26 protein-coding genes are annotated in these 26,000 nt (G+C 60.6%); 22 read left to right on the plus strand and 4 right to left on the minus strand.

What is annotated here, in order from left to right; translation table 11 throughout:
- Window positions 1-28: 28 nt before the first annotated feature.
- On the minus strand, window positions 29-964 hold the full coding sequence (locus tag AAF563_03125; GenBank protein MEM7120242.1) for a LysR family transcriptional regulator: 936 nt from the start codon (window positions 962-964) through the stop codon (window positions 29-31).
- Between the two features lie 69 nt (window positions 965-1,033).
- A complete protein-coding gene (locus tag AAF563_03130) occupies window positions 1,034-2,299 on the minus strand; it encodes a carbohydrate porin (protein MEM7120243.1) in 1,266 nt (421 codons plus the stop codon).
- Between the two features lie 462 nt (window positions 2,300-2,761).
- On the opposite strand from AAF563_03130, the gene AAF563_03135 reads away from it, so the two are divergent.
- The 5 genes from AAF563_03135 to AAF563_03155 all read left to right on the plus strand — a co-directional run bounded on the left by AAF563_03135 (window position 2,762) and on the right by AAF563_03155 (window position 7,904).
- Entirely contained in the window at window positions 2,762-4,054 is a 1,293-nt protein-coding gene (locus AAF563_03135; protein MEM7120244.1) for an NAD(P)/FAD-dependent oxidoreductase, read from the plus strand.
- Between the two features lie 213 nt (window positions 4,055-4,267).
- Window positions 4,268-5,122 (plus strand): metal ABC transporter substrate-binding protein, encoded by an 855-nt coding sequence (locus AAF563_03140; GenBank protein ID MEM7120245.1) that lies wholly within the window; start codon window positions 4,268-4,270, stop codon window positions 5,120-5,122.
- A 96-nt stretch (window positions 5,123-5,218) separates the two neighbouring features.
- Window positions 5,219-6,118 carry a manganese/iron ABC transporter ATP-binding protein gene (locus tag AAF563_03145; GenBank protein ID MEM7120246.1) on the plus strand — a complete coding sequence of 300 codons (900 nt, stop codon included), beginning with the start codon at window positions 5,219-5,221 and terminating at the stop codon, window positions 6,116-6,118.
- A complete protein-coding gene (locus tag AAF563_03150; GenBank protein ID MEM7120247.1) occupies window positions 6,115-7,017 on the plus strand; it encodes a metal ABC transporter permease in 903 nt (300 codons plus the stop codon). The genes AAF563_03145 and AAF563_03150 overlap by 4 nt, the downstream gene beginning before the upstream one ends.
- Window positions 7,017-7,904 carry a metal ABC transporter permease gene (locus AAF563_03155; GenBank protein ID MEM7120248.1) on the plus strand — a complete coding sequence of 296 codons (888 nt, stop codon included), beginning with the start codon at window positions 7,017-7,019 and terminating at the stop codon, window positions 7,902-7,904. Before AAF563_03150 ends, AAF563_03155 begins: the two co-directional genes overlap by 1 nt.
- Window positions 7,905-8,344: 440 nt before the next feature.
- Here AAF563_03155 and AAF563_03160 read toward each other — a convergent pair whose 3' ends face one another.
- Complete coding sequence (locus tag AAF563_03160) at window positions 8,345-8,968, minus strand: hypothetical protein (protein MEM7120249.1); 624 nt, start codon at window positions 8,966-8,968, stop codon at window positions 8,345-8,347.
- Window positions 8,969-9,592: 624 nt separating this feature from the next.
- On the opposite strand from AAF563_03160, the gene AAF563_03165 reads away from it, so the two are divergent.
- The 3 genes from AAF563_03165 to AAF563_03175 all read left to right on the plus strand — a co-directional run bounded on the left by AAF563_03165 (window position 9,593) and on the right by AAF563_03175 (window position 13,644).
- A complete protein-coding gene (locus AAF563_03165) occupies window positions 9,593-10,690 on the plus strand; it encodes a radical SAM protein (GenBank protein ID MEM7120250.1) in 1,098 nt (365 codons plus the stop codon).
- Window positions 10,691-10,971: 281 nt separating this feature from the next.
- Window positions 10,972-12,702, plus strand: a complete 1,731-nt coding sequence (locus AAF563_03170) for a gamma-glutamyltransferase family protein (protein ID MEM7120251.1) — start codon at window positions 10,972-10,974, stop codon at window positions 12,700-12,702.
- A 387-nt stretch (window positions 12,703-13,089) separates the two neighbouring features.
- Window positions 13,090-13,644: a DUF4823 domain-containing protein gene (locus AAF563_03175; GenBank protein MEM7120252.1), complete on the plus strand. Its 555-nt coding sequence runs from the start codon at window positions 13,090-13,092 to the stop codon at window positions 13,642-13,644.
- Here the strand turns inward: AAF563_03175 and AAF563_03180 are convergent.
- Window positions 13,641-14,468 carry a lysophospholipid acyltransferase family protein gene (locus AAF563_03180; GenBank protein MEM7120253.1) on the minus strand — a complete coding sequence of 276 codons (828 nt, stop codon included), beginning with the start codon at window positions 14,466-14,468 and terminating at the stop codon, window positions 13,641-13,643. The genes AAF563_03175 and AAF563_03180 overlap by 4 nt on opposite strands.
- A gap of 83 nt (window positions 14,469-14,551) precedes the next feature.
- Here AAF563_03180 and AAF563_03185 point away from each other — a divergent pair, with 83 nt between their 5' ends.
- From AAF563_03185 to AAF563_03250, 14 genes are all read left to right on the plus strand, one after another.
- On the plus strand, window positions 14,552-15,397 hold the full coding sequence (locus tag AAF563_03185) for a class I SAM-dependent methyltransferase (protein MEM7120254.1): 846 nt from the start codon (window positions 14,552-14,554) through the stop codon (window positions 15,395-15,397).
- A 105-nt stretch (window positions 15,398-15,502) separates the two neighbouring features.
- Complete coding sequence (locus tag AAF563_03190; GenBank protein MEM7120255.1) at window positions 15,503-16,279, plus strand: glycosyltransferase family 2 protein; 777 nt, start codon at window positions 15,503-15,505, stop codon at window positions 16,277-16,279.
- Complete coding sequence (locus tag AAF563_03195) at window positions 16,267-16,701, plus strand: hypothetical protein (GenBank protein ID MEM7120256.1); 435 nt, start codon at window positions 16,267-16,269, stop codon at window positions 16,699-16,701. Before AAF563_03190 ends, AAF563_03195 begins: the two co-directional genes overlap by 13 nt.
- A complete protein-coding gene (locus AAF563_03200) occupies window positions 16,694-17,014 on the plus strand; it encodes a hypothetical protein (GenBank protein ID MEM7120257.1) in 321 nt (106 codons plus the stop codon). The genes AAF563_03195 and AAF563_03200 overlap by 8 nt, the downstream gene beginning before the upstream one ends.
- A gap of 58 nt (window positions 17,015-17,072) precedes the next feature.
- On the plus strand, window positions 17,073-17,918 hold the full coding sequence (locus AAF563_03205) for a hypothetical protein (protein MEM7120258.1): 846 nt from the start codon (window positions 17,073-17,075) through the stop codon (window positions 17,916-17,918).
- Window positions 17,919-18,039: 121 nt separating this feature from the next.
- Window positions 18,040-18,447: a hypothetical protein gene (locus AAF563_03210; protein ID MEM7120259.1), complete on the plus strand. Its 408-nt coding sequence runs from the start codon at window positions 18,040-18,042 to the stop codon at window positions 18,445-18,447.
- Window positions 18,444-20,672: an MMPL family transporter gene (locus AAF563_03215; GenBank protein MEM7120260.1), complete on the plus strand. Its 2,229-nt coding sequence runs from the start codon at window positions 18,444-18,446 to the stop codon at window positions 20,670-20,672. Before AAF563_03210 ends, AAF563_03215 begins: the two co-directional genes overlap by 4 nt.
- Complete coding sequence (locus AAF563_03220) at window positions 20,669-21,868, plus strand: beta-ketoacyl-ACP synthase (GenBank protein ID MEM7120261.1); 1,200 nt, start codon at window positions 20,669-20,671, stop codon at window positions 21,866-21,868. Before AAF563_03215 ends, AAF563_03220 begins: the two co-directional genes overlap by 4 nt.
- Window positions 21,865-22,653, plus strand: a complete 789-nt coding sequence (locus AAF563_03225; GenBank protein ID MEM7120262.1) for a beta-ketoacyl synthase chain length factor — start codon at window positions 21,865-21,867, stop codon at window positions 22,651-22,653. Before AAF563_03220 ends, AAF563_03225 begins: the two co-directional genes overlap by 4 nt.
- Window positions 22,650-23,075 carry a phosphotransferase gene (locus tag AAF563_03230; GenBank protein MEM7120263.1) on the plus strand — a complete coding sequence of 142 codons (426 nt, stop codon included), beginning with the start codon at window positions 22,650-22,652 and terminating at the stop codon, window positions 23,073-23,075. The genes AAF563_03225 and AAF563_03230 overlap by 4 nt, the downstream gene beginning before the upstream one ends.
- Window positions 23,072-23,788 (plus strand): SDR family NAD(P)-dependent oxidoreductase, encoded by a 717-nt coding sequence (locus AAF563_03235; GenBank protein MEM7120264.1) that lies wholly within the window; start codon window positions 23,072-23,074, stop codon window positions 23,786-23,788. The genes AAF563_03230 and AAF563_03235 overlap by 4 nt, the downstream gene beginning before the upstream one ends.
- A complete protein-coding gene (locus tag AAF563_03240; GenBank protein MEM7120265.1) occupies window positions 23,785-25,101 on the plus strand; it encodes a tryptophan 7-halogenase in 1,317 nt (438 codons plus the stop codon). The genes AAF563_03235 and AAF563_03240 overlap by 4 nt, the downstream gene beginning before the upstream one ends.
- Complete coding sequence (locus tag AAF563_03245; GenBank protein ID MEM7120266.1) at window positions 25,074-25,361, plus strand: phosphopantetheine-binding protein; 288 nt, start codon at window positions 25,074-25,076, stop codon at window positions 25,359-25,361. The genes AAF563_03240 and AAF563_03245 overlap by 28 nt, the downstream gene beginning before the upstream one ends.
- 5 nt (window positions 25,362-25,366) lie before the next feature.
- On the plus strand, window positions 25,367-25,999 hold the full coding sequence (locus AAF563_03250) for a hypothetical protein (protein ID MEM7120267.1): 633 nt from the start codon (window positions 25,367-25,369) through the stop codon (window positions 25,997-25,999).
- Window position 26,000 lies beyond the last annotated feature (1 nt).

Here is a 26,000-nt window from a genome sequence, read left to right on the forward strand (position 1 = left end):
GGAAGCGTTTAGCCTTCGATAAACGACTTCAATCAAGCGTCGCGGAGCCACGGAAGAACGCGCCGGCCATGTTTGATTTCAGGACCGCGGAGAACAGCGCGTGGGTCATGCGGGCCATCGGCTGGCGGTCGGGGACGACCAGGCCGATCGCCTGCGACGTCGTCTCGTCGGCGATCTCATGCCGTTCGAACTGGCTGTCCAGGCCATAAAGTTCCGGCAGCGTGGTCGGCACGATGCTGACCCATCCGCCGCGCAGCAGATGGGCGAACAACGTCAGGTAAGAGTTCGCCGTAACCTGCGGGTTCAGCGTTGCGCCGTGTCGTTGGGCGGCCTCGTCGAGGATCCGGCGGTTCTGCATCTCTGGACCCAACAGGCACAGCGGCTCCGCCTCCAGGCGCTGCCACGAAACCGGCGCGTTGTCGCGGAAGTGGCCGCGCCTGGAGATGACGATGTAGCGTTCTCTATAGAGCGGAACGCGGTTGACCCGCTCCAGCGGTTCGTTCTCCAGGTAGGTCAGGCCGCCATGCAGGTCCAAGCTGTCGAGGCCGGCCTGAATCTGGCGCGATGTCATCGAGCGTATGTCGATATGGGCGGCCGGATGGACCTTCAGGAAGTGTTCCGTGAAATAGCCGGTGATCGGCATCGCCGCCGGAATAACGCCAAGTCTGACCGTGCCTTTCAGATCCTCCGCCCGGCTCGACAGGTCGTCCTTCAGGCTCTCGAAGTCCGATAGGATCTGCTGCGCCCAGGCCAGCACCCGTTCGCCTTCCGGCGTCAGGCCGACGAAGTGGTGGTCGCGCTCGACCAGGCGCACGCCGAAGTCGTCCTCCAGCTTGCGCAGCGCCGACGAGAGTGTTGGCTGGGTGATGTTGCAGACGTCGGCGGCTTTGGCGAAGTGGCCTTCGCGCGAAAGCGTGATGAAGTAGTAGAGGTGACGGATCAGCATGGCGATCCTCTGCAGCATACCCGCTGCCGGACGGCTCGCACCAGAGCGGCCGATCACATACGGTTAGCGTCGCCACTCCAACGGCGGCTAGAAGTCGACGGAGACCTCGAAGCCGACGACGGCCGCGTCGGGAATGCCACCGCCATTGGGATTAAAGATGTACTGGAAGTCCGGCGTTACATAGAGCCACGGCGCGAGCTGGAAGCGGTGATTCACTTCGGCGACAAGCTCGTAGCTTTGGCCAGGCAGATCGTCGCTGAACGAGCCGTAGAAAAGGCCAAAGGCGGTGATGTCCTGATCGCGACCGGGAAACAGTCCCTGGTAGTACACCCCACCGAAGGCGCCGAACGGCAGTGTGTTGACGCTCTGGTCCGGCCCGCCTGTCAGAGCCGCCCACGCCGTCAATCCCTGGTCGCTGCCGGCACCACCTTCGCGATAGACCATCTGTTCGCCGATGGCATAGAAACCGTAATTGCGGTCTTTCGTGATGGCCGAGTTGTCGAGACGCGCGTAGTCGCTGCTGTCGTAGTACGCGCCTATGGCGTAGTTGCCGGGCAGACCGGGTTCCTTGTCGCCTTGATTTATGCCGGTTCCGACTTCGGCCAGGTAGAGGACACCTTCATCGGGATTGAGCCGGAAATCGACGCCATTCTTGGTATCCTCCTGGACCGTCGGATCGGCGTTGTATGCGCCACCGGAGATATAGATGTTGGAACCAACTTGGCCAGTCGCGCGCACGCCCCACTGCGCGAACGGCGCCGCGGTGAACGATGGGGCATTGACCGGTATGCTTCCGGGGTTGCCGTTGATGCCGCCACTGACATAGTTGCCGAAACTGTCCAAGGCCGCGAAGTCATCGCCTGTCGACAATCGCCCGACCGCGACACTGACGACGTCGTTCCAGAGGGATTGCTCGAGATAGACCTGATTGAGCCGGACGACGTCACCATTGAACGCTTCGGCGACCGGATAGATGTTGCCGATGTAGTCGCCGGATAGATCCCTGCCCTGCTGCCATGAGCCTGCCACGAACAGACTGAGCCCGTTGGCGCCGATCAGCTTCTCCATGTCGAACGTTACCGAACCGGTGAGACCGGCGGCATAAGCTTCGCCCTGTCGCATACCGCCATCGGGATTGGCCATGAAGTCGGCGAGATAGTTCAGTTCGGGCGTGACCCCCTTGTTTGCGAGATCGGTGCGCGCGCCACCCCAGTCGCCGGTCGCGTAGTCCTGTTTGAACCAATCGGTGCTGGCACTGGCGTCATCGGCGATTGCCGTCGCTGTGTTGATCGACAGGCTAAAGGCCGCAGCCGCAACCCCGGAAAACAAGGACAGGTAACCGTGTTGTTTCATCTTTTAGATCCCCAACTGGTTCGGCGCGGGGATGATGTCGAGACCACCAATCACGAAAAAGGCGCTCGGGCTCACCTTCGTGCACCAAGAGAAACGCCTCGACATGAGTTTGCTGTTCACTGGCTCATTGAGCATGGCGAGAGGCTTGGTTCGCGACTGGAAGAGTACTGCTCAATGGCTGCGTAACCCCGCATAGCTCCTGGAATACTGGATATCGACGCTAAGTTGCAAGTGCGAATTACTCGCATTTGCAGTTACGATGCCCTGTTCAAGCGTTTTGAGGGATCAAGTTTGGGAATGCTTGACCAATCGCGAGGCCTGAGATCGTGTTTGCTCCTAGCGCGGACGCGCGCGATGCCGCACATTCGGTGCGCTCAGTGATCTACTGTCTGTGCCGCGCTACAACCGGTCAGTCCGGCTGGCACATCTGCTTGCTACGTTTGTGATGGCGGAGCGTGTTTGATGGCTCAAGAACACCATGTGATCGTGGTCGGCGGCGGTTTTGGCGGGGTCGCCTGTGTCAAGGGATTGCGCCACGACAAGGCCAGGATCACGCTGATCGACCAGCGCAATCACCACCTGTTCCAGCCCCTGCTCTATCAGGTCGCGACGACCATTCTGCCGCCTTCCGAGATCGCGTGGCCACTACGCCGCCTGTTCAAGTATCGGCCGGAGGTCACCACCTTGATGGCGACGGTAACGGGGGTCGATCGTGAGAACAAACAGGTCATGTTGGCCGACGGCTCGCGGATGAACTTCGACACCCTGGTGCTCGCCACCGGAACCCACCTTTTCTATTTCGGGCACGACGACTGGCGACCCCACGCGCCCGGCCTGAAGACGATCGAAGACGCGACCAGGATCCGCCGGCGTATCCTGGCGGCCTTCGAAGCGGCGGAGCGCTGTGATGATCCCGACCAACGCACGGCGTTGATGAACTTCGCTATCATCGGCGGCGGTCCCACCGGGGTGGAGCTTGCCGGCATCATCACCGAGCTGGCCCAGCGCGTTCTGCCGGCGGAGTTCAGGCACATCGATACACGAAAGGCGCGCGTGCTGCTGATCGAAGCCGGTCCACGTGTGCTGTCCGAGTTCCCGGAAAAGCTGTCTGGCTATGCCGAACGCGCCCTCACCCGCATGGCCGTGGAGGTCAGGACCGGCGAGCCGGTCACCGGCTGTGACGCGAATGGCGTTATCGTCGGCGATCATCGAATAGACGCCAAGACCGTGATCTGGGCGGCCGGCGTAACCGCGTCAAACGCCGCCGAATGGCTCGACGTCGAGGCGGACCGGGCGGGCCGGGCGATTGTCCAATCCGACCTGACGGTGCCGGGCTATCCCGACATCTTCGTCATCGGCGATACCGCATCGGTGAAAGACCAAAGGGGCCGGCCGGTGCCAGAAGTCGCGCCCGCCGCCAAGCAACAGGGATCTTACGTCGCCCGGGTGATCAGGGCACGGCTTGACGGCCGTGACCATCGCCGGGTGTTCCGCTACCGTCATCCCGGTACATTGGCCACCATCGGCCCCAGCGCAGCGGTCGTCGATTTCGGCTGGATCCGGCTGACAGGCGCCATCGGCTGGTGGGTCTGGGGCATTGCCCACATCTTTTTCCTGATCAGCACGCGAAGCCGCATCGCCGTCGCGTATAGTTGGTTTTGGTCCTATATCACGGGCCAGAAAAGCGCCCGCCTCATTACCGGACGAACCAAAGCAGCCGAGCCGGCGAATGAAGAAGGCGCCCAATCAAAGTAGAACGGCGGTTCAGGCGCGCCGAAAAGCCGGTGCAAGAGGCCCGGTAATGGACTCGCGATGGCCCCCGTTAACCCGACGCCCTCGCGCAAACGCCCTTGACTTGTCATGCAACTAATTATTAGTATCATTCTAAGCAAGAACATTCTTTCCCTTAGAAGGACACCCGTGCGTTCAAGAATTGCGATGTTTGTGGCGGCAGCGCTGGTTGCGACAATGTTGCCGTTCGGCGTCTCCGCCGCCGACAAGATGAAGGTCGTCACCACGTTCACAGTCATCGCGGACATGGCGTCCAATGTCGCGGGCGACACCGCCCTGGTGGTCTCCATCACAAAGCCGGGCGCCGAAATCCATGGCTATCAGCCGACCCCGCAAGATCTGGTTCGCGCCTCCGACGCCGATCTTATCCTTTGGAACGGCATGAACCTGGAACTGTGGTTCGAGCAGTTCATCGCCAATTTGGGCAACCCGCCATCGGTGACGCTGACAGAGGGAATCGATCCCATCCCGATCACGTCGGGATCGTATGAAGGCCAGCCCAACCCCCACGCATGGATGGGTCTGGACAACGCGCTGGTCTATATCGACAACATTACCGCCGCGTTCGCCGAGCACGATCCGAAGAACGCGGCGGTCTATGCCGAGAACGCCCGTCTCTACAAGGAACGCCTTCGCGCCACGATTGAACCCTTGCGCCAGGCCATCGCATCGATCCCCGAAGACAAGCGTTGGCTGGTCACCTGTGAGGGCGCCTTCAGCTACCTCGCCCGCGACTTCGGGATGAAGGAACTCTACCTTTGGCCGATGAACACCGACGAGGTCGGCACACCCCAGCAGGTGCGCGCCGTCATCGATGGCGTGGTCGCAAACCAGATACCTGTCGTATTCTGCGAGAGCACGGTGAACACCGCGCCGGCGCAACAGGTCGCGCGTGAGACAGGCGCCAGCTACGGCGGCGTGCTCTACGTCGATTCGTTGAGCGACGCCGACGGTAGCGTGCCGACGTATCTGGATTTATTGGAAGTCACGTCAAGGACGATCGCCGATGGGCTTCAGGCCACAACAGACTGACGGCGGTATGAGTGCGAGCGGCACGCGCCAGGCGGTTCGAGGCGCATCATCGTGGTATCCAAACTGGTCCAATCGCTAGGGCCCAAGGAGGAGCGGATGCACAAAGCCATTGAGGCAGTGGACGATATCGAGGCCTTCGGCCCGTTCGGCGATGGCATCGCAGCGAGTGGCGTAACGGTGACGTACCGCAATGGGCACACGGCACTTTGGGATGCCAGCTTCGAGGCGCCCCGCAGCACGATCACGGCGCTGGTCGGCGTGAATGGTGCCGGCAAGTCGACGCTCTTTAAGGCCATCATGGGTTTGGTGCCCGCGGTCTGCGGTGAAATCCGCGTCCTCAACCTGAGCGTCGCCGAAGCCCTGAAGCGGAACCTGGTGGCCTACGTTCCCCAGTCCGAAGAAGTGGACTGGGATTTTCCGATCCTTGTCGAAGACCTAGTGATGATGGGTCGCTACGGACACATGGGATTTTTGCGTCGGCCACGATCGATTGACCACGAAGCCGTCGAACTGGCGCTGCAGCGCGTCGGCATGCGGGATTATCGGGCATCACAGATCGGCGAGTTGTCCGGCGGACAGCGCAAGCGCGTTTTTCTGGCCCGCGCGCTCGCCCAAGACGGTCAGGTGATCTTGCTTGATGAGCCCTTCAACGGCGTGGACGCCAAGACGGAAGAGCAGATAACCGCGCTCTTGCGTGAACTCAGGGACGAAGGTCGGGTCATCCTTGTGTCGACCCACAATCTTGGGACAGTGCCGGAGTTCTGCGATCGTGCCGTCCTGGTCAAGGGTACGGTGCTCGGATACGGGCCCACGGAAACGACGTTTACCCGCGAAAATCTGGAACGCGCGTTCGGCGGCGTTCTCCGTCACTTCACGATCACGGCGCAGACTCTTCACACCGATGGCGATCATCGCAAAATCACGATCATCAGCGATGACGAAAGGCCCTTCGTTCAGTATGGCGACAAGGTTCAAACGAACGAGGACTCGTCATGATCGAGACGCTTCTCGAGCCGTTTACCTACGGTTACATGGCGAATGCTATGTGGGTTTCCTCTCTGGTAGGGGCCTTGTGTGCCTTCCTCTCGGCTTACTTGATGCTGAAGGGGTGGTCGCTGATCGGGGACGCGCTCTCCCACTCGGTCGTTCCCGGCGTGGTCGGCGCCTACCTCATCGGCCTGCCGTTTTCGCTGGGCGCCTTTTTGTCCGGCGGACTTGCGGCAGCCGCCATGCTGTTCCTGTCGGAACGCTCCGGCCTCAAGGTTGATGTGCTTATCGGCATGACGTTCATCTCTTTCTTCGGCCTTGGCCTTTTCCTTATCTCCGTCAATCCCGTCGGTGTCGATGTGCAGACGATTACCATGGGGAACGTCCTGGCCATCACGCCAGAGGACACCTTGCAGTTGGCCATCATCGGGTTCGTCTCCCTCGCGATCCTGCTGCTGAAATGGAAAGACCTGATGGTGACGTTCTTCGACGAGAACCACGCGAAGACCATCGGGTTGCGGCCCCGTTTGCTGAAGGCGATGTTCTTCGTTCTGTTGTCGGCGTCCGTGGTGGCGGCGATGCAAACGGTCGGCGCGTTCCTCGTCATTGCCTTGGTCGTGACACCTGGCGCCACGGCCTATCTGCTCTGCGACGGCTTTCCCCGGTTGATCGCAGTTTCCGTCGTCATTGGCGCCGTCACGAGCTTCGTCGGCGCCTACGTGAGCTTTTTTCTGGACGGCGCCACTGGTGGCATCATCGTGACCCTGCAGACGCTTGTCTTCTTGACCGTGTTCATCTTCGCCTCGAAGTACGGTCTCTTCGCGGCTCGTCTCAAGGCCAAGCGGGCCCGGCAGCTGGCGGTAGACCGCAACGCCAAACGGGCCAGCGGCGGTAAAGAGTTCGCGTGATGGATATCGACACGCTGCTGCTGCCGCTTCAGTTCGCCTTCATGCAGAAGGCGTTCGTGATAGCGATGATCGTGTCGGTGCCGACGGCGCTTCTGTCGTGCTTTCTGGTCGTCAAGGGATGGGCCCTGATGGGCGATGCCGTCAGCCATGCCGTTCTTCCGGGCATCGTCGTGACGTACATACTGGGCCTGCCACTGATCGTCGGCGCTTTCGCGGCCGGCATGATCTGCGCAATCGCCACGGGCTACCTGTCAGCCAACAGCCGCATCAAACAGGACACCATTATGGGCGTCGTGTTCTCGGGCATGTTTGGCCTGGGCATCGTGCTCTACGTCTCCGTCGAGACGAACGTTCATCTTGATCACATCCTGTTCGGCAACATTCTGGGTGTCCAACTGGACGATCTTTGGATGACGGGTGTGATCGCGATGATCGTCAGTGCGGCTGTTGCGCTCAAATGGAAGGACCTGCTTCTGTTTAGCTTCGACCAGGCGCAGGCACGGGCCTCCGGCCTTCGGGTGCACTGGCTGCATTACGCCTTTCTTTCGGCCCTGTCACTGACCGTGGTGGCGACGCTGTCGGCTGTCGGGCTGATCCTTGCGATCGGACTTCTGATCGCACCCGGCGCCATCGCCTTCCTTCTCGTGCGCAAGTTCCAGACCATGCTCTGGGTCTCCGTCGTCGTCTGCATGGTATCGATGCTTGCCGGTACCTATGCCAGTTTCTTTCTCGACAGTGCGCCGGCGCCAACGATCGTGCTGGCTCTGACGGCAGGGTTTGTCGCTGCGTTCATTCGCAGACAGTTCCTGGCCTACAGGACCTCACCACGGCGTGTCGACGCGCCCGGCGCACCCCGGACTGATCGGCCGACATCGACGACCCTCTAGAGGCATCGTGCGGTCACCGACCCACGAACCCCTGCCCCGGACACCTCCGCTGAGACCGGCAGAGACGTCTTGGCACTGAACTCCCGCGCTCGAACGCCATAAACCGCGTTGTGAAAAGTGGTGGTGCGGACAGTCCGCCGCATGTCTTGGCGAACGGCGGCTCAACTATGGCAATCCGCCGGCACAATACGGTAGGGAACGTCTCGAAGCTGCGGCAGGTTAACGAACTCATAGCGCGGCCACCCCCAGATTGACGAGATCTGTCAGGTGCAGGTTGCCAAGCAGACGTTCTGGCGCTGGCGCAAGCATTGCGGCGTCATGGGGTTGGATCAACTCAATGCGCTTAAGCGACTACAGAAAGAAAACGAGTGGCATCGTGAGTCCGATCAAACAATGGATCGGCGTCCATCGCAAGTGCGGTTAGGCAGTCGACAAGGCCGCTAATCAAGAGCGGCCACGATCTCAGGGTCGTTGAGCATTTCTTCAATCTTCTGTCGCACCGCGTTCTCAACATCAATTCGTGCGTCAGCCGGCACGGCTGCCGCCCCAAGATTGTCCCTGCCGCTGAGTGTTTTCTCCGCCAGCGGTACACCCGTAGGACCTAACACCTCAAGCGTCGCGTTGTAGATGAATGCGGTGTTGATGTAGGTGTCGCTCTTCCACTCCTGAAGAACGAGAAGCACGTAACGGTCCGCATCGGTGATCAAAAGTTCTTGGCGAGCGGCTGCATTGTCCGACGAATGCGGCACGACGACAGCAACAGCATCGATATCCTTCTGCTTCATTGAGTCGACAATCGATGTCGTCATGTCTTGGGCCAGCGGCCGTTCGCTACCCGTCGTCACATCCCAGGGATTGCCGAATGCTGCGCGCATCAGACCAACAAAACTCGGATCCTTGTCGCCGTCTACGATGTATGGCCTGTGATCAACCACGCTCACAGCAACTGTGTGTTCGGTCTCGAGGTCCAAGCTTGCATCGCCAAGATCGTGACGCTGCGTGTTCCCGATCGCGCAGCCCCCAACCCAAATGGCGAATGACAGAACCAACAGAACCTTTCGCATGACCCACACGCTCTCCCGCATTGATAGATGAACTACCGCATTACGCATTCTTTACGCACGCCAAACTATAACTACAACTATTTTTGCGGCTTCATAGAAACAATAATTCTCGCGTAAGGACTATTCAGTCGGTTTGGTCAAGCACCCAAACTCTGTTCTGTCATCCCGCGAACCAATCACTTACTTATGGTTGATGGTTGACAACAAACTCAACTAGATATGCAATTTGATCGGGCGGATCTGTGCCGCCTGACATTTTTGCGGCGGTGCCGACTTTACCGGCTCGCACATGCTCAAGTACTGCAGTGGAGAAGTACGTCAGTTATCAGAGACTGTTTGTTGTCGAGATCATGGCGCTTTCGATCGCCTGCCGCGCTTAGGGTAGGACAGCGACAGTTCTCAAAGACTAAGCTAACGCAATCAGCACAGAATCGAGTTTTCTTGTCGCAATCGAAGGAAACTGTGGTTACGAGTTCAAGACCTTCCCAGAACGCGGCGTCATCGAGCTTGATCAGTAGACCACCCACATCGGCCCGCGCCAACATGACCTAAGCATCGAACTACGTGTCAGGCGCCAATCCGCATTAAGTCGCGCTGAGTTTTTCCGACAGAGGTAGATGGAGCATGTGGAAACAGCAGCAGTTTGATTACACCGAGCCTGATGTCAGTTTTGGATCATCAGACGATGTGATCGAACACGACGACAAAGCCGGCAACGAGCAGTATCTGCCGCCTGAGAGGCGAACCGGCTCAGCCATCTCGGACATGCTAGACCTTCGTGGCAAGGCGCAGGAGCGATTGCTGAGGGAAGCTTCGGAGGTTCGCGATCGTTTCTTCGGCCGCGCCGCCGTCGTTCGTGGCGTGATCGAAGTGACCAATGCCTGTGTGCGGTCCTGCGACTACTGTCCGATGCGTATCGAAAACCCAATCGACCGGTACTTCCGGCGCCCGGAGGAGATTCTGGCTTCGGTCGAAGCGGTACGATCCGCAGGCATTGGTGTGGTGTCCTTCCAAGGTGGCGAGGTATCGGCCACGACGCGCGTTCTCGAACAGGTCATTCCCACAGTCAGGAAACTGTTTGACGACAAGGTCGAGGTTTTGCTCTGCCTTGGTGATAAGCCACGCGAGGATCTTGAAAGACTGAAGGCGAGCGGCGCGGACAGCTACATCCTGAAGCAGGAGACGTTGGACCCTGTCCTGCATAAGCGGATGCGCTATCTCGCGTTGACTGAGCGCCTTGCATGTCTCGATTCGCTCCTCAGTTGCGGCTACCGGGTGGGGGTCGGCACGATTGTCGGTCTTCCAGGCCAGACCCGCGGATCCTTGGTTGACGACGCGCTCTTTCTGGGCCGTGTCGGGGCCCACATGATCAGCGCCTCGCCTTTCATACCGGCAGCGGGGACACCACTGTTTGGCATGGCGGAGGGCGACATGGACCTGACCCTCAATCTGATGGCTGTGATGCGGCTCTTGTACCCGACCGCGCTCATCCCCACGGTCAGTGCTCTGGAAAGCCGGTCTGACGGCGGACAGAGACGTGGTCTGGATGCGGGCGCAAACGTCATCACGGTGAACTATACGCCTGAACAGGACCGCAAGAATTATCAGATCTATGGATCCGACCGGTTTGTTGTTCGTCATGAATACGCAATGGATGTGTTGGACCAAGCAGGTCTATCCCCGCTGCTAGGCCAGAGCGCCTACAGTTTCTGGTCGACTTGACGTGCTCCGTCCCATCGCACGACATGATCACACAAGAGATATCAGACGCCTGTGATTTCGCCAGCCCTTACCGGCTTGATACCGACAACGCATATCCATCGGCGGGGCGGTAAAATCGACCCAGCTCGACAAAGCCAAGTCAGCATAGATCCGTTGGCTTCGGATTAACGCGAGGTCGCCACGCTGCTGCTCATAGGTCTAGTATCTCAGCCGATTGGCCCAAGCCAAGTGAGCCTGACGACGCCCAGGCCGTCACGTCGCCCGTGTGGAGAGTTCCAGCCATGACCACGACTTACGGTTCGCATCGGCCACCCGTCATGGGTACGCACCATGTCATCAGTTCAGGGCATCCGCTTTCGGCGGCGGCGGGTTACCGGTTGCTGGAGCAAGGCGGAAACGCGGTCGATGCCGGTGTCGCCTCCGGTGTCGTGATCAACGTGGTGCTCGCCGACAACACGAACTTCGGCGGTGTTGCGCCGATCATGATCTACCTCGCCGAACGTCGCGCCGTAACGACCATCAGTGGGCTCGGCCGCTGGCCGAAGGCGGCGAGTATCGAGTTCTTCAAGAACAACTGTGATGGCGAGCTGCCCGCGGATATCCGCCGGGCGGTCGTGCCGGCAGCGCCCGATGCGTGGCTCACAGCGCTGCAACACTACGGCACGATGACCTTGGAAGAGGTCCTGACGCCGGCGTTGGAAATCGCGCGTGACGGCTACCCCCTCTCACCGGTCGTGCGCAACCAGTTCCTGGGTGAAGTGGATGCGATCGCCCGCTGGCCAGCCAACCGGGAGATCTTTTTGCGCGGCGGTGAGGTTCCTCCCGCAGGAACGCTCATCGTCCAGCCGGCGCTTGCGCGCACCTTCGAGCGGTTGATCGATGTTGAGCGCAAACACGCGGCGCAAGGCCGCGAGACGGCGATACGGGCCGCTCGGGATGAGTTCTATCGCGGCGACATCGCCCGCGAGATGGCGCGTTACAGCGAAGAACAAGGCGGTTTGCTGAGACTCGAAGATTTCCACGACTTCTCGGTCAAGGAAGAACCTCATGTCCGCGGCACCTTCAGAGACTATGAGATTCTGGCCTGTGGACCGTGGTGTCAGGGACCAGTGGTGCCGCAGACCCTACAGATGCTCGAGCGCGACGACCTCGCCTCGCTCGGTCACAACAGCGCCGACTACATTCACTTGCTTGCCGAAGTGCTCAATCTGAGCTTCTCCGATCGTGACTACTACTTTGGCGATCCGGATTTGGTCGACGTACCGATGGACGCTCTGATGGCACAGGAGTACACGCGCAACCGGCGTGAACGCGTAGACATGCGCCAAGCGTTCGGAGAAATGCCGTCGCCCGGCCTGATCAACGACTCGACGCCCTGGGGCAGACCGGAACCGCGATCCGGGCAGAGTTTTCGCGAGCGCGAGACCGATACCAGTTACACATGTGTCGTCGATCAGTGGGGCAACGCCTTCTCCGCCACACCGAGTGATGCCAACGCGCGCGCGCCCATTGCACCGGATCTAGGCTTCAGCCTATCCGGCAGAGGCACGCAGAGCTGGCTCGATGAGAACCATGCCTCGAAGCTTGAGCCCTGGAAACGGCCTCGGCTTACACCGAATCCCGCGATAGCATTTCGCGACGGGAAGCTGTTCATGCCGTTTGGTTGCCCGGGCGGCGATGCGCAATGCCAAGCGATGGTCCAGACCTTCCTGAACATCGCTGTGTTCGGCATGGACGCGCAGACCGCCATTGAGGCGCCACGCTTCACGACCTGGAGTTTCCCCGACTCATTCTGGCCGCACGACTATCTGCCGGGTCGTCTGCACGTCGAAAGTCGGGTCGAGACAGCGGTAACCGATGAGCTCTCGGATAGAGGCCACGATGTTCGCCGGGTCGAAGACTGGGAACCCATGGACATGGGCGTCATGTCCGCCATCACGGTCGATCCAGAGACCAGTCTGTTGACCGGCGGCGCCGATCCACGACGGGACGCTTACGCCATCGGTCGATAGCCGGTGTGCCATCGACGCTCGGCGGCACACGCCGGGCCCGTCGTCAGCACGCCCTGCTGTGCGTATACGATCGGCGCTCCATGCTGAGTTTCACCTGATCTCAAGTATGGATGTTCTTCTGGTCGAACTCAGGCGGTGCGGCTTGCAAATTGCCCAACCTGATCGACAGGTCGCGTCGACATCCACTGAACGATCAATCGCTTTGCGGGAATGGCCGCTTGGTCATCTATAACTTGCGGTTGTGGCATTGTCGCAACCGGACTAACCTGAGCGCAACGACGCCGAAGCCGCCAAGGATAGGTTCATATGGCTGAGGCGGTGGTGACACAGAGCTGTTCAACTTCAATGCGGCAGATAGTTCCCGGGCGCAGCAAGGAGAAAGAGAGCGTGATTACACTCTTGAGATCGGCCGTCTTCTTGGTCGGCATCTTCGTTGTTGTCGGCTGTACGGGAAGTCAGACGACCACGTCCCTTGTCGACAACCAAACAGGCGTCATCAGCGAGCAATCAAGCTTTGTCGTCGCGGTCGAGGCCGACGGCGCCTACATCGACAAACCGCATCCTGAGAGCGGTCGGATGGCGCGCGATGCCATGGTCGCCGCGTTATCGCCTTACGCAGGCGACGTCACCGAGATACGGAGCTACATTCCACAAGATACCGCTACCATGGACGCGGTCGAACAGGGCGCGGACTATCTTGTGTACCTTAAGCTGCACCATTGGGAAGAACGGGCGACGGAATGGTCAGGTCTGCCCGACCGTGTCAGAGTCGAGGTTCGGCTTATTGACGGACAAAGTGGCGAGGTCGTCGAAGCGAGGATGATCGAGGCGGAGAGCAAATTTGCGACGCTCGGCGGCGACCATCCAGAGGACCTGCTCGTCGTGCCCTTCGACACGTTCTCGCGAGACTTGTTTGGCCTGTCACCGGCGGCCGACAGTTAGACGCGCATTGTCCTGCGCCGCTGGCTCTCTTCCAGCAGCCTGTCTTTTTCTTCGTTCAACAGCCGCTCTGTCTTCCGCGCAAAGATGGCCGGGTCCAATCCAGCTGAGATCGGCGGCAGGAACCGAAGTGTCACGACGCCCGGACGCTTCGGGGTAAAGCCGACCGGCCAGTGGAGTCCTGCATCGGTGACAAAGGGAACAACCGGGGCGTCACACGCGCTATACAGGGTTTCGAAACCGCGCGAGAACTTTCGGTGTTTACCCGGCGTCACGCGCCGGCCTTCCGGGAAAATCAGCATGCTGCGCCCTTCGGCCATGCACGTCCGGCCGTCGCGCACCATACGTCGGATGTTCTGGCCGGGTGCATCCCGGTCGATCGGCGTCATCGGAGCGTAACGCAAGCCCCAGCCGAACACCGGTATCGCCATCGCCTGACGTTTGGTGACGACGTTGATGTGGGGAATGATCGCGGTCATGGCGATCGACTCCCAGTAAGACTGATGGTTGCCAACGAAGAGCACAGGTTGCGCTGGAATGTTCTCCAGGCCCTCGATGCGATACCCGACACCCATGACGTACCGAGCGCCGTAGATAAAGGCCTGCGACCAGATCCGCAGGAACGTTCGAACCTGTCGCGGCTCTCGTGTCCACCGCAGATAGACAAGGACAACAGCGCCAATGGCGAGACTGACGACGAAGACATAGAGCTCAAAAAGGCGGGTTCGCGTTGCACTGACAACCAGGGCCAGGCGGCCGATCCGATCCTCTGATCCAGCGGCGGCAATCGCGTCGGCGACCAGCAGATCGTCTTGTTTCGCGTCCATGTCGTCTCGCGGCCTCCGACGTTCCGTCCCCGGCGGCGCCGGGAAGACGCGCCCTACGGTTTTGCTTGCAAACAAGGCGTCTGTTGCCGGTCATCCACCGAAAGGTGGAGCCGACAGGCCACCAAACCTCAGCAAACAGTTTCTTTTTGCTTGCAACAGTGCATGAATATACACGCATAACCCCTGGCTTTGAAATGACCACCAGAAGAAAGCCCTTTGTCGTCGGCAGCTACTACGCAAGTCCGGCGGAAAAGCAGCAGTTCCTGCGCAAGATCTTCGACAGGACGGCGTCCCACTATGAGGGGGTGGCGCGTTGGGGCTGGTTCTGCTCGGGCGAAATCTACCGGCTTGGCGCACTTCGACGCGCCGGCGTGAGACCGGATATGAGGGTGATTGACGTCGCCTCGGGAACCGGATCGGTGGCGCGCGCGTTCATGAAGATCCTGAACAGCCCAGATCAGATTGTCTGCGTCGAACCGTCGGCGGGCATGATTGCCGAATCGCGAAAGACCGTGCCAGCCACCCATCATCAGTCAACCGCAGAATCGCTGCCCGTCCCCGATGAGGCGTTCGACTTCCTGTCCATGGGTTTCGCACTGCGTCACGTCGATGACCTCGAAGAGACGTTCCGTGAGTTCCGCCGTGTTCTGAAAGACGGCGGCAAGGTTCTCATCATGGACGTCACGACACCGGACAGCAGGATCGGTCGGGTTTTGTTTAAGGCCTACTTCAAGCATTTGCTGCCGCTGTTCACGCTGATCATCAGTCGTGACCGCGAAGCCTACCGTCTTATGAAGTACTACTGGGACACGATGGATCAGATGGTCGATCGCGAGGAGATCGTCGAAATCCTGCGTGAGAGCGGTTTTCGGACGGCCGACCACAAGGTCCTGCTGGGTTGCTTCTCAGAATACGTGGCAGAGCGCTGAAATCATGAACAGGCCGCCCGGAAAAGGCGTGGCAAACGCGATAACCACGTCGACGACATTTCACCTCAATGCAGCGCACACTCTGTCACTCTTTTTGGATGAGCCATGGTGCACACGGTCGCGGTGATACCGGCCCATAACGAGGCCCCGACGATTCGCGACATCGTCGTCGCGACGCGTCGCCTGGTCGACGCCGTGATTGTGATCGATGATGGATCAGGCGACGGCACCTCCGACGCGCTGTCGGATCTCGACACGCACATCATTCGCCACGACCGGAACGAAGGCAAAGGCCGGTGTCTGGTGGAGGGTCTGGACGCTGCTTTCGCCAAGGGGGCGGATCAGGTCGTCACGCTCGACGCAGATGGCCAGCACGACCCCATGGACATTCCGGCGTTTCTGGCGCGCGCCAGAGCCTTTCCGGACGCGATTGTCCTCGGCGACCGGTCTGATGATTTCAGGAACATGCCGGCCACGCGCGTCCTGGGTAACGGCCTGGGAAGCTTCTTTGTCGGTTGGGCTTGCGCACGAAAGCTCCGGGACGCCCAGTGCGGCATGCGGCTTTATCCGCGCCAGGCGTGGCGCGCCGTCGACGTTCCGCCACGGGACGTCAGCGGTTTCCTCTTCGAAACCGCCGTGTTGCTGCATGCCGCGGAGGCGGATATCGCCTTTGCCACGCTCTCTATTGCAGCGCGATACGACGGCTATGTGCACAGGCCAAGTCACTTTCGTCCGGTCGGCGACCTCCTGAAGATCGCCGGGATGGTGACCCGGTTCCTTTTCAGCCGCCGCCTGCAGCCACGCGGACTTTTTGTAGCACTTGGACTAACGATGGATTCGCGTACGCAAAACCAGGAGAAAGTCGAGACATGTCAAAACTGAAAATTGCTCTTCCCTTAGCCCTCCTCGTCGTCGTCACCCTGGCAGGTTGCCGCGGGACCGTGCCCATTCAGAATATCAACGACGCGTCATACGGCACCGCCGGCTACTCAACGACAACACCACTCACATTGGATCAGTACGAACAGGCGATCATTCGTGCCGGCAGCACGCGCAATTGGGTGTTCCAGCGTGTCGCTCCTGGTCATCTCGTTGGCACCAATGTCGTGCGCGGCAAACACACGGCGGTCGTCGACGTATTCTTCAACACCGAAACGTTTTCGATCACGTACAAGGATTCGAACAATCTGAAGTACGATGCGGCAAAACAGGAGATCCACCCGAACTACAATTCCTGGGTCGATCTGCTGAAGGTCGACATTCAGACCGAGCTTCAAAAAGCGGACCCGGCAGAGCTTGGCTGACGACGCCATTGCGACCTGGCGTCGACAAGTAGCAGGCGGCGTTCCCCTGGACGCCGCCTGCGTCGATGGCCATTTCCCGGGAGAACCCGTCGTACCGGGAGCGGTCCTGCTGGGTTACGCTGCCGGACTGCTAAGCGAACACGGTTACGATCTGGCCAGGGTAAGGCGCCTGAAGTTTCTTCAAACCCTGGCGCCCGGCTGCTCATTTACCGTGCAAATCAAGACCGGAGCATCTGTCACCGAGATCGTCTGGTGCGCCGGCGAGACGGTGATCGCGCAGGCCAGTGTCGACCTATGCGCCCATGACAACTAGTGGCGTATCGCAATGGTCGAAGTCCCGGGAGACAGGCTCACCGCGGCAACTGTGGCTCATGCGGTGGCTGGCCCTGCACGCACATGCGGTCGTCATGGAGCCGTTGCTGTGGTCGATCGCGCTGGTCTATGCGTCGCAATCACAACGCCTGACAACACGTGCATCGGCCATCTATCTCGAACGCATTCTCGGCCGACGGCCCGGCTTATGGGACCTTCATCGCCACACGAACATGTTCGCCCACGTCTTCGTCGACCGTGTCAAGCTGCTGTCCGGTGGACTGGATCGGTTCAATCTCCAGGTACGTGGCCAAGACCTGATCAGGCGGCAGCATGCCAGTGGGTGTGGCGGGGTTCTTGTTGGCGCGCATTTCGGCAGCTTCGAGGCGTTGCGCGCGTTTGACCGGATGTTGCCGGGACTGCAGGTCCACTATCTGATGTACCCGGAACACGCGACAATCTCGACCGGGTTGCTGAACCAGCTCAACCCATCCGTCGCCGAACGGATCATCCCGCTGCAAGACGGCCAAACGGCGATGCTTCAAGTGTTCGAGGCGCTGAATAACGGAGACTTCGTCGCGTTTCTGGGTGACCGCCTCGTCGATACTTCGATCCGCGGTCAGATCCAGGTACCATTTCTCGGCGACACCATAAAAGTGCCGACCTCGCCTTACATTGCCGCGATGGCCGCACGCGTTCCGCTGTTCTTCTGCACGGCGCCGCGGCTGGGAAAGGACCACTATGCGATCGAGTTTTCGATGCTCTACGACGGCAGTCCAGTCGATCGGGCCGAGCGCGACGACAGGATTGCCGCTCTGGCTGAGAGCTACACGGCGAAGTTGGACGATATGTGCCGCCGCTATCCTTATAACTGGTTCAACTTCTTCGATATCTGGAGCGAGTGAATTCCACTGCGCCGCACCGCCGGTCACAGACATCGAAGCCGCGCTCACGGCACGCCCCGCCGCATTCGATAGCACGGTCAGCTATCGTGAAGAGATCTATCATCCGGCCATAACAACACCAGTGGTCGCACACGGTTGGTTCGAATATTCCGACGACGGCGCATTGATACGCCACCAAACGGAGCCGCAGGCTGAAACCGTGACCATCGGAGCAGATCACATTCACCGCCGGCGCGAAGCAAGCGGCTTCACCACCACCGTCTCCATTCCGTCCCAGTTGGCGCCGTTTTTTGCACTGCTGCGGGCGTTGGTTTCCGGCAACCATGAAGTTCTTGTCTCGCTGTTGGACGGTCACGCCGCCGACATGGACAACAGTGCTACCGGTTGGATCCTGACGCTTAGAACCGACGGTACGACGGATGCCGCCATCACGATGATTCTGAGCGGTTGCGATGATGTGCTGCAGGCCGTCGAAGTCCACCTGCCCGACGATACCCGTCGGCGCTATGTGTTTGAAGAACCGGCATGAAACGGGTTTGGACCGCGGTCGCCGCGCTTGGAATCCTCATGGTCTTGGCCATCACCACCGTTGACGTCAGGACGGATGCCGATGCCGTCTTTGCGCCGGACACGTTGGACCTGAACCCTCTCGATACGTCCGTCGGCCGCGAGCTGATTGTGGCGCTGGTGTCCGCCGATCAGGCAGAACGAACCGACCTGGCGCGCGACATCGCTGCCATGCTCGAACGTGATCCCAAGGTCGCGATGGTGAATGCCGGCCCCGGCAGTTTTTCAGATGCCTTTCTGGAATGGGTCTGGAACCGTCGCTTTCGCCTTGCTCTGCCCGAACCCGCCGATCTATCCGTCGCTGGGCTCTCCGAACATCTTGCCGAGGCGCGGCAAAGCCTGACCAGCGCCGAGGGGATGATGTTCGGCGACCGGCTGCTGCGCGACCCGACAGGCAGCTTCGCACGCCTCCTCAACCGCTTCGCCGACGGCGTACCGGAACTCGCCCAATATGATGGCGTCTGGCAATCGCGCGATGGTGAAGCGGCTTTGTTGTTCGTCACACTCGCCGACCGTGACTTCGAAACCGGTGAGATCGCAGCCCTGACCCAGGCTGTTCGTGAACGCGCTGCCATTGCCGACACAGCGGTCTATCTGCTTGGCCCACGCGTCATCGCTGCGGAGATCAGTGCTGAAACGTCGCGTGAATCGACGCGCGCCGCCCTCATAGCCATCGGCCTGCTGCTGGCCTGGCTGATATGGGTCCTGCGCTCCGCGCGTGCGCTTGTCCTGGCCATTCTGCCGATGGCATGTGGTTTTCTGGCCGGCTGCCTGGCGACCCAGGTCTTGTTCGGCTCGGTTCATGTCATTGCGCTCGGTTTTGGCGGTGTGCTGACCGGGCTGGCACTCGACTACGCGCTGCACGTTCTGGGGCATCCCGGGTCATCCCGATCCAACGCGCAGCGACTGGTCTTGCTGGGCGCGGTGACAACGGCGGTCGGCTTCCTCGCCATGCTGGGATCCGGAGTACCGGCCTTGATGCAGACCGGTGTATTCGTGGCCACCGGCCTTCCCGTTGCAGCCGTCTTCAGCCGCACGATCCCGTCAGATCCGGATCATGTTCTCCATGCGCCGCCGTTTGAGCGGCTGGCGTGGCCGATGCCCTTCCGCCCCTGGATCGAGATCGGGTTTCTGATCGCCGGCATCGCGGTTATTGCCGGCTACTCGACCAACACGTCGTCGACGCTCTTTGACCCTCCTGACATCGTGGCCGAAACGATCGACCGATTTGAAACCATGGTTGACCTGCCCTCTGGCCGTCATGCCGTGATGATGGAAGCCTCGACCCTGAGCGAACTACTCGCGCGGCAGACTGAACTGGCGGGTGTCCTGATCTCCGCGGTCAGCGACGGTGCGCTCGATCGCTACGCCATGACCTCGGCGTTTCTACCTGCGACGGCAACATTGCCGACACTGGCTGATCGTTTGCCCGACGTTGTGGTCTTCGAGGAGCGTGCAGCGCAGGCACTAAGCGCCAACGGCATGGAGCCGGAATTCGCGGCAGAACAGGGCGTGGCTTACAGCGATGCGCTTCATGCGCCTGTCATCACTTACGCAGAATTAGAAGCCTTTCCCGAAACCCGCCCTCTAGCCGCGCGCCTTGACACGACGGCGACCGGCTTGCGCGAAATCGTGCGGCTGTATGGTTTGATTGATGCCGAAGCCGTGGCTGGCGCTGTTGCCGAGAGCGAGATCCCCGGGGTACATATGCTGGATCTGGCTGGCCCGATTGACGATGCCATGGTCGCACTGCGCCATAAGGTTTTGCTATGGCTGGGCATCGGTTCGATTGTCGCGTTCGCCGTCCTGCTGATCGGCCATCGAGAGAAACGGCGGGCCGTCGTGATCGCGCGCACGACCGGTGCCGCCGTCGGCCTGACGGCCCTGTTGATGGCGGGCATCGGCGGTCCGCTGGGCATTTTCGAGATCGTGGCGCTGACGCTCGTCTTCGGCATCGGGATCGACTACGGCCTCTTCCTTGACCGCAAATCGGACTCCGACCAGCGCGTCGCCGATTTCCGTTCGGTCGGCCTCTGCGCGGTGTCGACCATGATCGCGTTCTCGATCATGGCTTTCTCGCCGGTGAAGTTGCTTCACGATATCGGCTTGACGGTATTCTTGGGCGTCTTGGTCACGCTGGTGCTACATTCGTCAAAGACACACCGGTTCCGAGAACGGACTACATGACAGGAGCTTCTCTTCGGGAAAGCGCTGCACCGATCAAGATCACGGGCCACTCGCTGGTGACCTGCCTTGGTCACGGGCGCGCCGTCCACCTTGATGCGATGATCGAGGGACGCTCAGGTCTCGCGCCCAGTGACGTACCAGACCTGCCCTTCGGCTGCTTCATCGGCCGCGTGCCTGATATCGAAGGTCTGGACTTTCCAAAGGATGTCGCGGATTTCGACAACCGCGCCAATCGGCTGGCTTTGGCCGCGCTCAACGCGGATGGTTTCAAAGATCGGATCGAGAAGGCGATCGCGCATTGGGGTGTGGCCCGTTTGGGCGTCATCATCGGCACCTCAACGTCGGGCATTGAAAAGCTGGAAACGGTGTACCGCGACCGCGAGGCCAACGCGCCTCTGCCTGAAAGTTACGTGATGCGCCACCACGACAACCATCAGGCGGTCGCCGCGTTCCTACAAGAACACTTCGCCCTGACCGGACCGAGCTACTCGATCTCAACGGCCTGTTCCTCCTCTGCCAAGGCGTTGGTCGATGCCGTTCAACTGATCGAGGCCGGCCTGTGCGACGCGGTGCTGACCGGCGGCGTCGACAGCCTCTGCCTGACCACGCTGAACGGTTTCGAAGCCATGCAGTTGGTATCCCGCCAACCTTGTCGCCCGTGCGACGCCAACCGGGACGGCCTATCGATCGGTGAAGGTGCGGCCTTGATGCTTGTCGAGCGGTCGACATCACCGGGCGTGCGCCTGAGCGGGTACGGCGAGAGTTCCGACGGGGTCAGCATGTCGACACCGCCGGAGGATGGGTCAGGTGCCCATGCCGCGATCGAGGCGGCGCTTGAAAGGGCCCGACTGACACCGGATCAGGTCGGCTTTATCAATCTGCATGGCACGGCGACGCCAACAAACGACACAGCGGAGTGCCGGGCGGTTGCCAACGTGTTTGGCACCTCGACCCCTGCATCGTCGTTCAAGGGAGCGGTCGGCCATACCCTGGGCGCCGCCGGCGCGGTCGAGGCTGTCATGTGTCTCATCGCCCAGGAGGCCGGCCTTGTGCCGGGTAATGTCGGGCTGGAGGACCTTGATCCGACGATAGCGTGCGACATCGTGCCGCAGAGCCGCCATGGCGACCTCACGAACGTCATCACCAATGCTTTCGGATTTGGCGGCAGCAACTGCGTGCTTGTCCTGAGCGCATGACGGCGATCCGGGTCTATTTGGACGGTGTGTCGTTCTGGACGCCCGGCATTGAGAGCTGGGAAGCGTTGTGCCGCGCACTGGACGCTGCCGGCAACACGTTGCCCGATACCGGAGAGGTTATGCCGGACAGTCTATCGCCGCGGGCCGCGCGGCGCGTCAGTCCCCAAATTCGTCTGGCCGTCGCGATGGCTGAAAAGCTCGCACCATCATTGAGTCACGAGGCTGCCTGGGTCTTTGCGTCCTCGGTCGGCGAAGGCGAGACATTGCAGGTCATGCTCGAGGCGTTGCGCAGGCCCGACATGATGATCCAGCCGATCCGGTTCCAGAACGCCGTTCATAATGCCGCCTCCGGTCAGTGGAGCATCGCCGCGGGCATTAAGCAGCCGATGACCAGCATCGCCGCCCACGACGAAACCGTGGGCGCGGGCTTCCTTAAGGCGGGCATGCAGATCATCAGAGAAGACCGCCCTGTTGGTCTGGTGTTCTTTGATGTACCGATGCCCGAACCGATAAACGCGAAGCGACCTCTTGGCGTACCGCTGGGCACCGCTTTCGCGCTGTCGCCGGTTCCCGGCCCGACAACGATGGCGGTTATCGACATGAACCTCTCCAGTGCGCCGGCGACCGCACCGCAAAGCGAAGTTTCTTTGGCGCTGGCCGCCACCGGCAATCCAATTGCCGACGTTCTGCCCTTGATTGAGCGGATCGTCGACGAGACGGCGGGGGAGGTCATTGTCCGACTCCATGGTGGCGGCGCACTTCGCCTTCGTGTGTCTGCACCATGAACGTCCAGCATGCCCTCGACATGATGCCCCAGAAAGGCACGATGCGCCTGCTTGAGCGGATTGATGACGCCGATGCGACGGCCATAACGTGTCGGGCACGCGACCACCGCGACCCCGACTACCCTCTGCGCCTTGACGGAAAGCTGATGGGGGTCACGCTTGTTGAACTCGGCGCTCAGGCTGCGGCAGCGCACGCCTCGTTGCACGGCGTCGGCGGACATCATACTGGTCTGCTTGTCACGCTCCAGGATGTGACGGTCGATCGCCCGGATGGCGATGCGGCTATCGGTTGTTTCGTCGCCCACGCCGAACAGCTCTTTTTCGACGAGGGTGTTGCACGCTATCGTTTCGCGGTCCGCGACGAACGCGGCGATTATGTGCGTGGAGAGGCCATGTTGAAGATGCGGGCGATCAAGAGATGATGCGGGCCTTGGTAACAGGTGGATCAAGCCCCATCGGCACCGCCGTAGCCGAAGAACTAGCCGGTTCCGACGTTCATGTCATCGTCCATGCCAATCACAACACGGCCGCTGCGAACGAGACCGTCGAACGCATCGTTCAGGGCGGCGGCAGCGCGGAGGCGCTGACACTCGATCTTCTCGACCCGAGTTCGGCCAACGTGCTGTCCGCCATGGCAGACGACGCGGCGATCCAGATCTTCGTCCACTGCGTGGGTCGGTCTCGTGACATGCCGTTTGCCGCCATGTCGCATGAGGACTGGCATGAGATTGTCGATTTGAACCTGAACACCTTGTTCACGGCACTCAGGCCAATCATCCTTCCTATGATGCGCCAACGCTGGGGCCGCATCATCGCCGTGTCGTCGCTTACCGCGGTGATCGGCAACCGCGGCCAGACCAATTACGCCGCCGCCAAGGGCGGCATGCTGGCGCTCGTCAAATCCTTGACCCGCGAATATGGCGCGCGTGGCCTGACAGCCAATGTCGTGGCGCCCGGACTGATCGAAACCGCCGATACCGAAGCGCTCAGCAACTTCGATGAGTTGATCAAGCACTGCCCGGCCAAGCGTGCCGGCAAACCCGCCGAAGTCGCGGCATTGGTCGGCTTTCTGGCCTCCGAGCAGGCCAGCTACATTTCAGGGCAGCTGATCGCCATTGATGGCGGCACATCGTGACCCCCGCCACAGATGAAGCGGACGTGACGGCGACACCGGTCGACAATTGTGATGTCTTCGTTGTCGGCGGAGGTCCGGCTGGCGCCGCGGTTGCCATCTTGCTTGCCGAAGGCGGCCTTGACGTGGTCATGGCCGAGAGGGAGCGGCATCCGCGGTTCCATGTCGGTGAGTCGCTGTTGCCACACTCTCTGCCCATCCTCGAGAGATTCGGCGTCATCGACCAGGTTCGCGAGATCGGCCAGCTCAAACCCGGCGCCGAATTCGTCAGCCAGGACGGCGCGACCAATCCGGTTTTCTGGTTCGATAACGCGCTGACGGACGGCCCCGATCACGCCTATCAGGTGCGCCGAGCCGACTTCGACAAAATCCTGTTTGACCGCGCCCGCGACCTCGGCGTTCGCTGCTATGAGGGAACCACCGCGACCGTGAAAGTCTGCGACGACACCGCCGTCACGATCGCGACCGAAACGGATGATGGCGGCAAAGCGCGATACGATGCCGGGCTTCTGGTCGATGCATCAGGGCGCTCTACCATCACGGCCAGGATGTGGAACGACCGCCACGTCGACCGCCGTCACAATGTCGCGGCGATATTCGGTCACTTTTCAGGCGTCCCGCGCCTTGGCGGTCGTCGCGCCGGCAACATACGGATCCACCTGACCAACCCCGGCTGGATGTGGCAGATCCCGCTGACCGATGGCGTCACATCGGTCGGCATGGTGACGTCTGGTGAGAGGATTGCCGGACGAAAGGGATCCATCGAGTCGTTCTTTCACCAGCATGTTGCCGGCAACCCAGAGGTCGCGCGCTTGTTGTCGGACGCCGAGCCAATCGGTCAGATGCGCACAACTGGCAACTTCTCCTACAGCGCCTCACGTGTCGTCGGGCCGGGCTTTGTCCGCGTCGGCGATGCCTATGGGTTCATTGACCCCATCTTTTCGACCGGCGTCCATCTGGCCTTTCTGGCTGCTGAAGAAGCCGCCCATGCCATTCTGACGGCTCGCCGTGAACCGAAACGACGCAATCAACTGTTTGCCGCTTACGAACGGTCCGTGCAACGCAGAGCTCGTTACATATCTTGGTTTATCTACAGTTTTGACGACCCTGCATTTCGCGAGCTACTTTTGAATCCCCGCAACGTGCTGGGCGTTGAACGAGCCATCATCTCCCTGCTTGCGGGAGACTTTCGGCAGGACCTGCGCCTTACCTCTCGAATCCAACTCTTCAAGGCAATTCGATGGCTCATGCAACGAAAAGAACGTGGAAGTCTTAGGAGGGTACCGGCGTGGCCAACAACATCCAATCGGACGTAGATGGTGAGCTTCGTGACGAGGTGGCCGCGCTGATCGTCGAATCTCTCGTACTGGTCGATGTCACGTGGGATCAGATCAAACCCGCCGAACCCCTGTTCGGCGACGGACTGGGACTCGATTCCATCGACGCACTGGAACTGGCCTATGCCATTGCCGAAAAGTACGGCTTCAAGTTGCGCTCTGACGATGAGCGAAATGCGGAAATCTTTGCGTCGCTTAACTCGCTGACGCGCCATATCCAGGAGAACCGCGTGCGGTGACCGGGATGATGGCCCTTCTGGGAACAACATCCCTGGCAATCTTGGTCGTGGCGATCACGCTGGAGGTCTCCAACATCATATCCAGCCCGCAGTTCGACCTCTTGTTTGCGATCGCGTGCGGTGGCACGCTTGCGGCTTTCTTGATCAGAATCGGCATCGGAAAGATACGAGCCATTGTCACCGCCGCGCTGCTGGCATGCTGTGCTCTTGCTGCGCAAACTTGGGTTTCAGGTCTCGCCATGACGCCTTATCTCGCGATCGTGTTCATCAATGGCGTGGTCGCCTACATCTTCATGCGCAGTCTGATGCCGGGACGCGAACCCGTTCTGTTGCAGATCGTGACACTGATGGGTATCGAGCCACATGGTTCCCCGGCGTTTCGACGATTCATGATCGGGCAATGCCGCCTTTGGGCTGGTCTTAGCCTCCTGACCGCACTTTGCGCTCTGGTCGCCATGGCACTACCGGCGGATCGTGACCTGGCCGGCATCGCTGCCGCTGCGCTGATCGCAACCCAAGTCGCCTGGTTCATCCTGTCGCACGAGTATGCCAACCGCCGGTATGGCCGACCCGAGACCTGGCGGGACACCCTGCGCACCATGGCGCGCCCCACCGTCTGGTCCGACCTCGAAATCTGAC

It is taken from the genome of Pseudomonadota bacterium (assembly GCA_039028155.1).
Classification (GTDB): Bacteria; Pseudomonadota; Alphaproteobacteria; order SP197; family SP197; genus JANQGO01.

Coding starts and splice junctions, on each gene's coding strand:
- AAF563_03170 (MEM7120251.1), top strand. CDS start 10,972: ATGACCACGACTTACGGTTCGCATCGGCCACCCGTCATGGGTACGCAC.
- AAF563_03160 (MEM7120249.1), bottom strand. CDS start 8,968: ATGCGAAAGGTTCTGTTGGTTCTGTCATTCGCCATTTGGGTTGGGGGC.
- AAF563_03225 (MEM7120262.1), top strand. CDS start 21,865: ATGACGGCGATCCGGGTCTATTTGGACGGTGTGTCGTTCTGGACGCCC.
- AAF563_03190 (MEM7120255.1), top strand. CDS start 15,503: ATGGTGCACACGGTCGCGGTGATACCGGCCCATAACGAGGCCCCGACG.
- AAF563_03230 (MEM7120263.1), top strand. CDS start 22,650: ATGAACGTCCAGCATGCCCTCGACATGATGCCCCAGAAAGGCACGATG.
- AAF563_03150 (MEM7120247.1), top strand. CDS start 6,115: ATGATCGAGACGCTTCTCGAGCCGTTTACCTACGGTTACATGGCGAAT.
- AAF563_03215 (MEM7120260.1), top strand. CDS start 18,444: ATGAAACGGGTTTGGACCGCGGTCGCCGCGCTTGGAATCCTCATGGTC.
- AAF563_03130 (MEM7120243.1), bottom strand. CDS start 2,299: ATGAAACAACACGGTTACCTGTCCTTGTTTTCCGGGGTTGCGGCTGCG.
- AAF563_03195 (MEM7120256.1), top strand. CDS start 16,267: ATGTCAAAACTGAAAATTGCTCTTCCCTTAGCCCTCCTCGTCGTCGTC.
- AAF563_03165 (MEM7120250.1), top strand. CDS start 9,593: ATGTGGAAACAGCAGCAGTTTGATTACACCGAGCCTGATGTCAGTTTT.
- AAF563_03235 (MEM7120264.1), top strand. CDS start 23,072: ATGATGCGGGCCTTGGTAACAGGTGGATCAAGCCCCATCGGCACCGCC.
- AAF563_03250 (MEM7120267.1), top strand. CDS start 25,367: ATGATGGCCCTTCTGGGAACAACATCCCTGGCAATCTTGGTCGTGGCG.
- AAF563_03180 (MEM7120253.1), bottom strand. CDS start 14,468: ATGGACGCGAAACAAGACGATCTGCTGGTCGCCGACGCGATTGCCGCC.
- AAF563_03125 (MEM7120242.1), bottom strand. CDS start 964: ATGCTGCAGAGGATCGCCATGCTGATCCGTCACCTCTACTACTTCATC.
- AAF563_03145 (MEM7120246.1), top strand. CDS start 5,219: ATGCACAAAGCCATTGAGGCAGTGGACGATATCGAGGCCTTCGGCCCG.
- AAF563_03135 (MEM7120244.1), top strand. CDS start 2,762: ATGGCTCAAGAACACCATGTGATCGTGGTCGGCGGCGGTTTTGGCGGG.
- AAF563_03220 (MEM7120261.1), top strand. CDS start 20,669: ATGACAGGAGCTTCTCTTCGGGAAAGCGCTGCACCGATCAAGATCACG.
- AAF563_03140 (MEM7120245.1), top strand. CDS start 4,268: ATGTTGCCGTTCGGCGTCTCCGCCGCCGACAAGATGAAGGTCGTCACC.
- AAF563_03155 (MEM7120248.1), top strand. CDS start 7,017: ATGGATATCGACACGCTGCTGCTGCCGCTTCAGTTCGCCTTCATGCAG.
- AAF563_03205 (MEM7120258.1), top strand. CDS start 17,073: ATGCGGTGGCTGGCCCTGCACGCACATGCGGTCGTCATGGAGCCGTTG.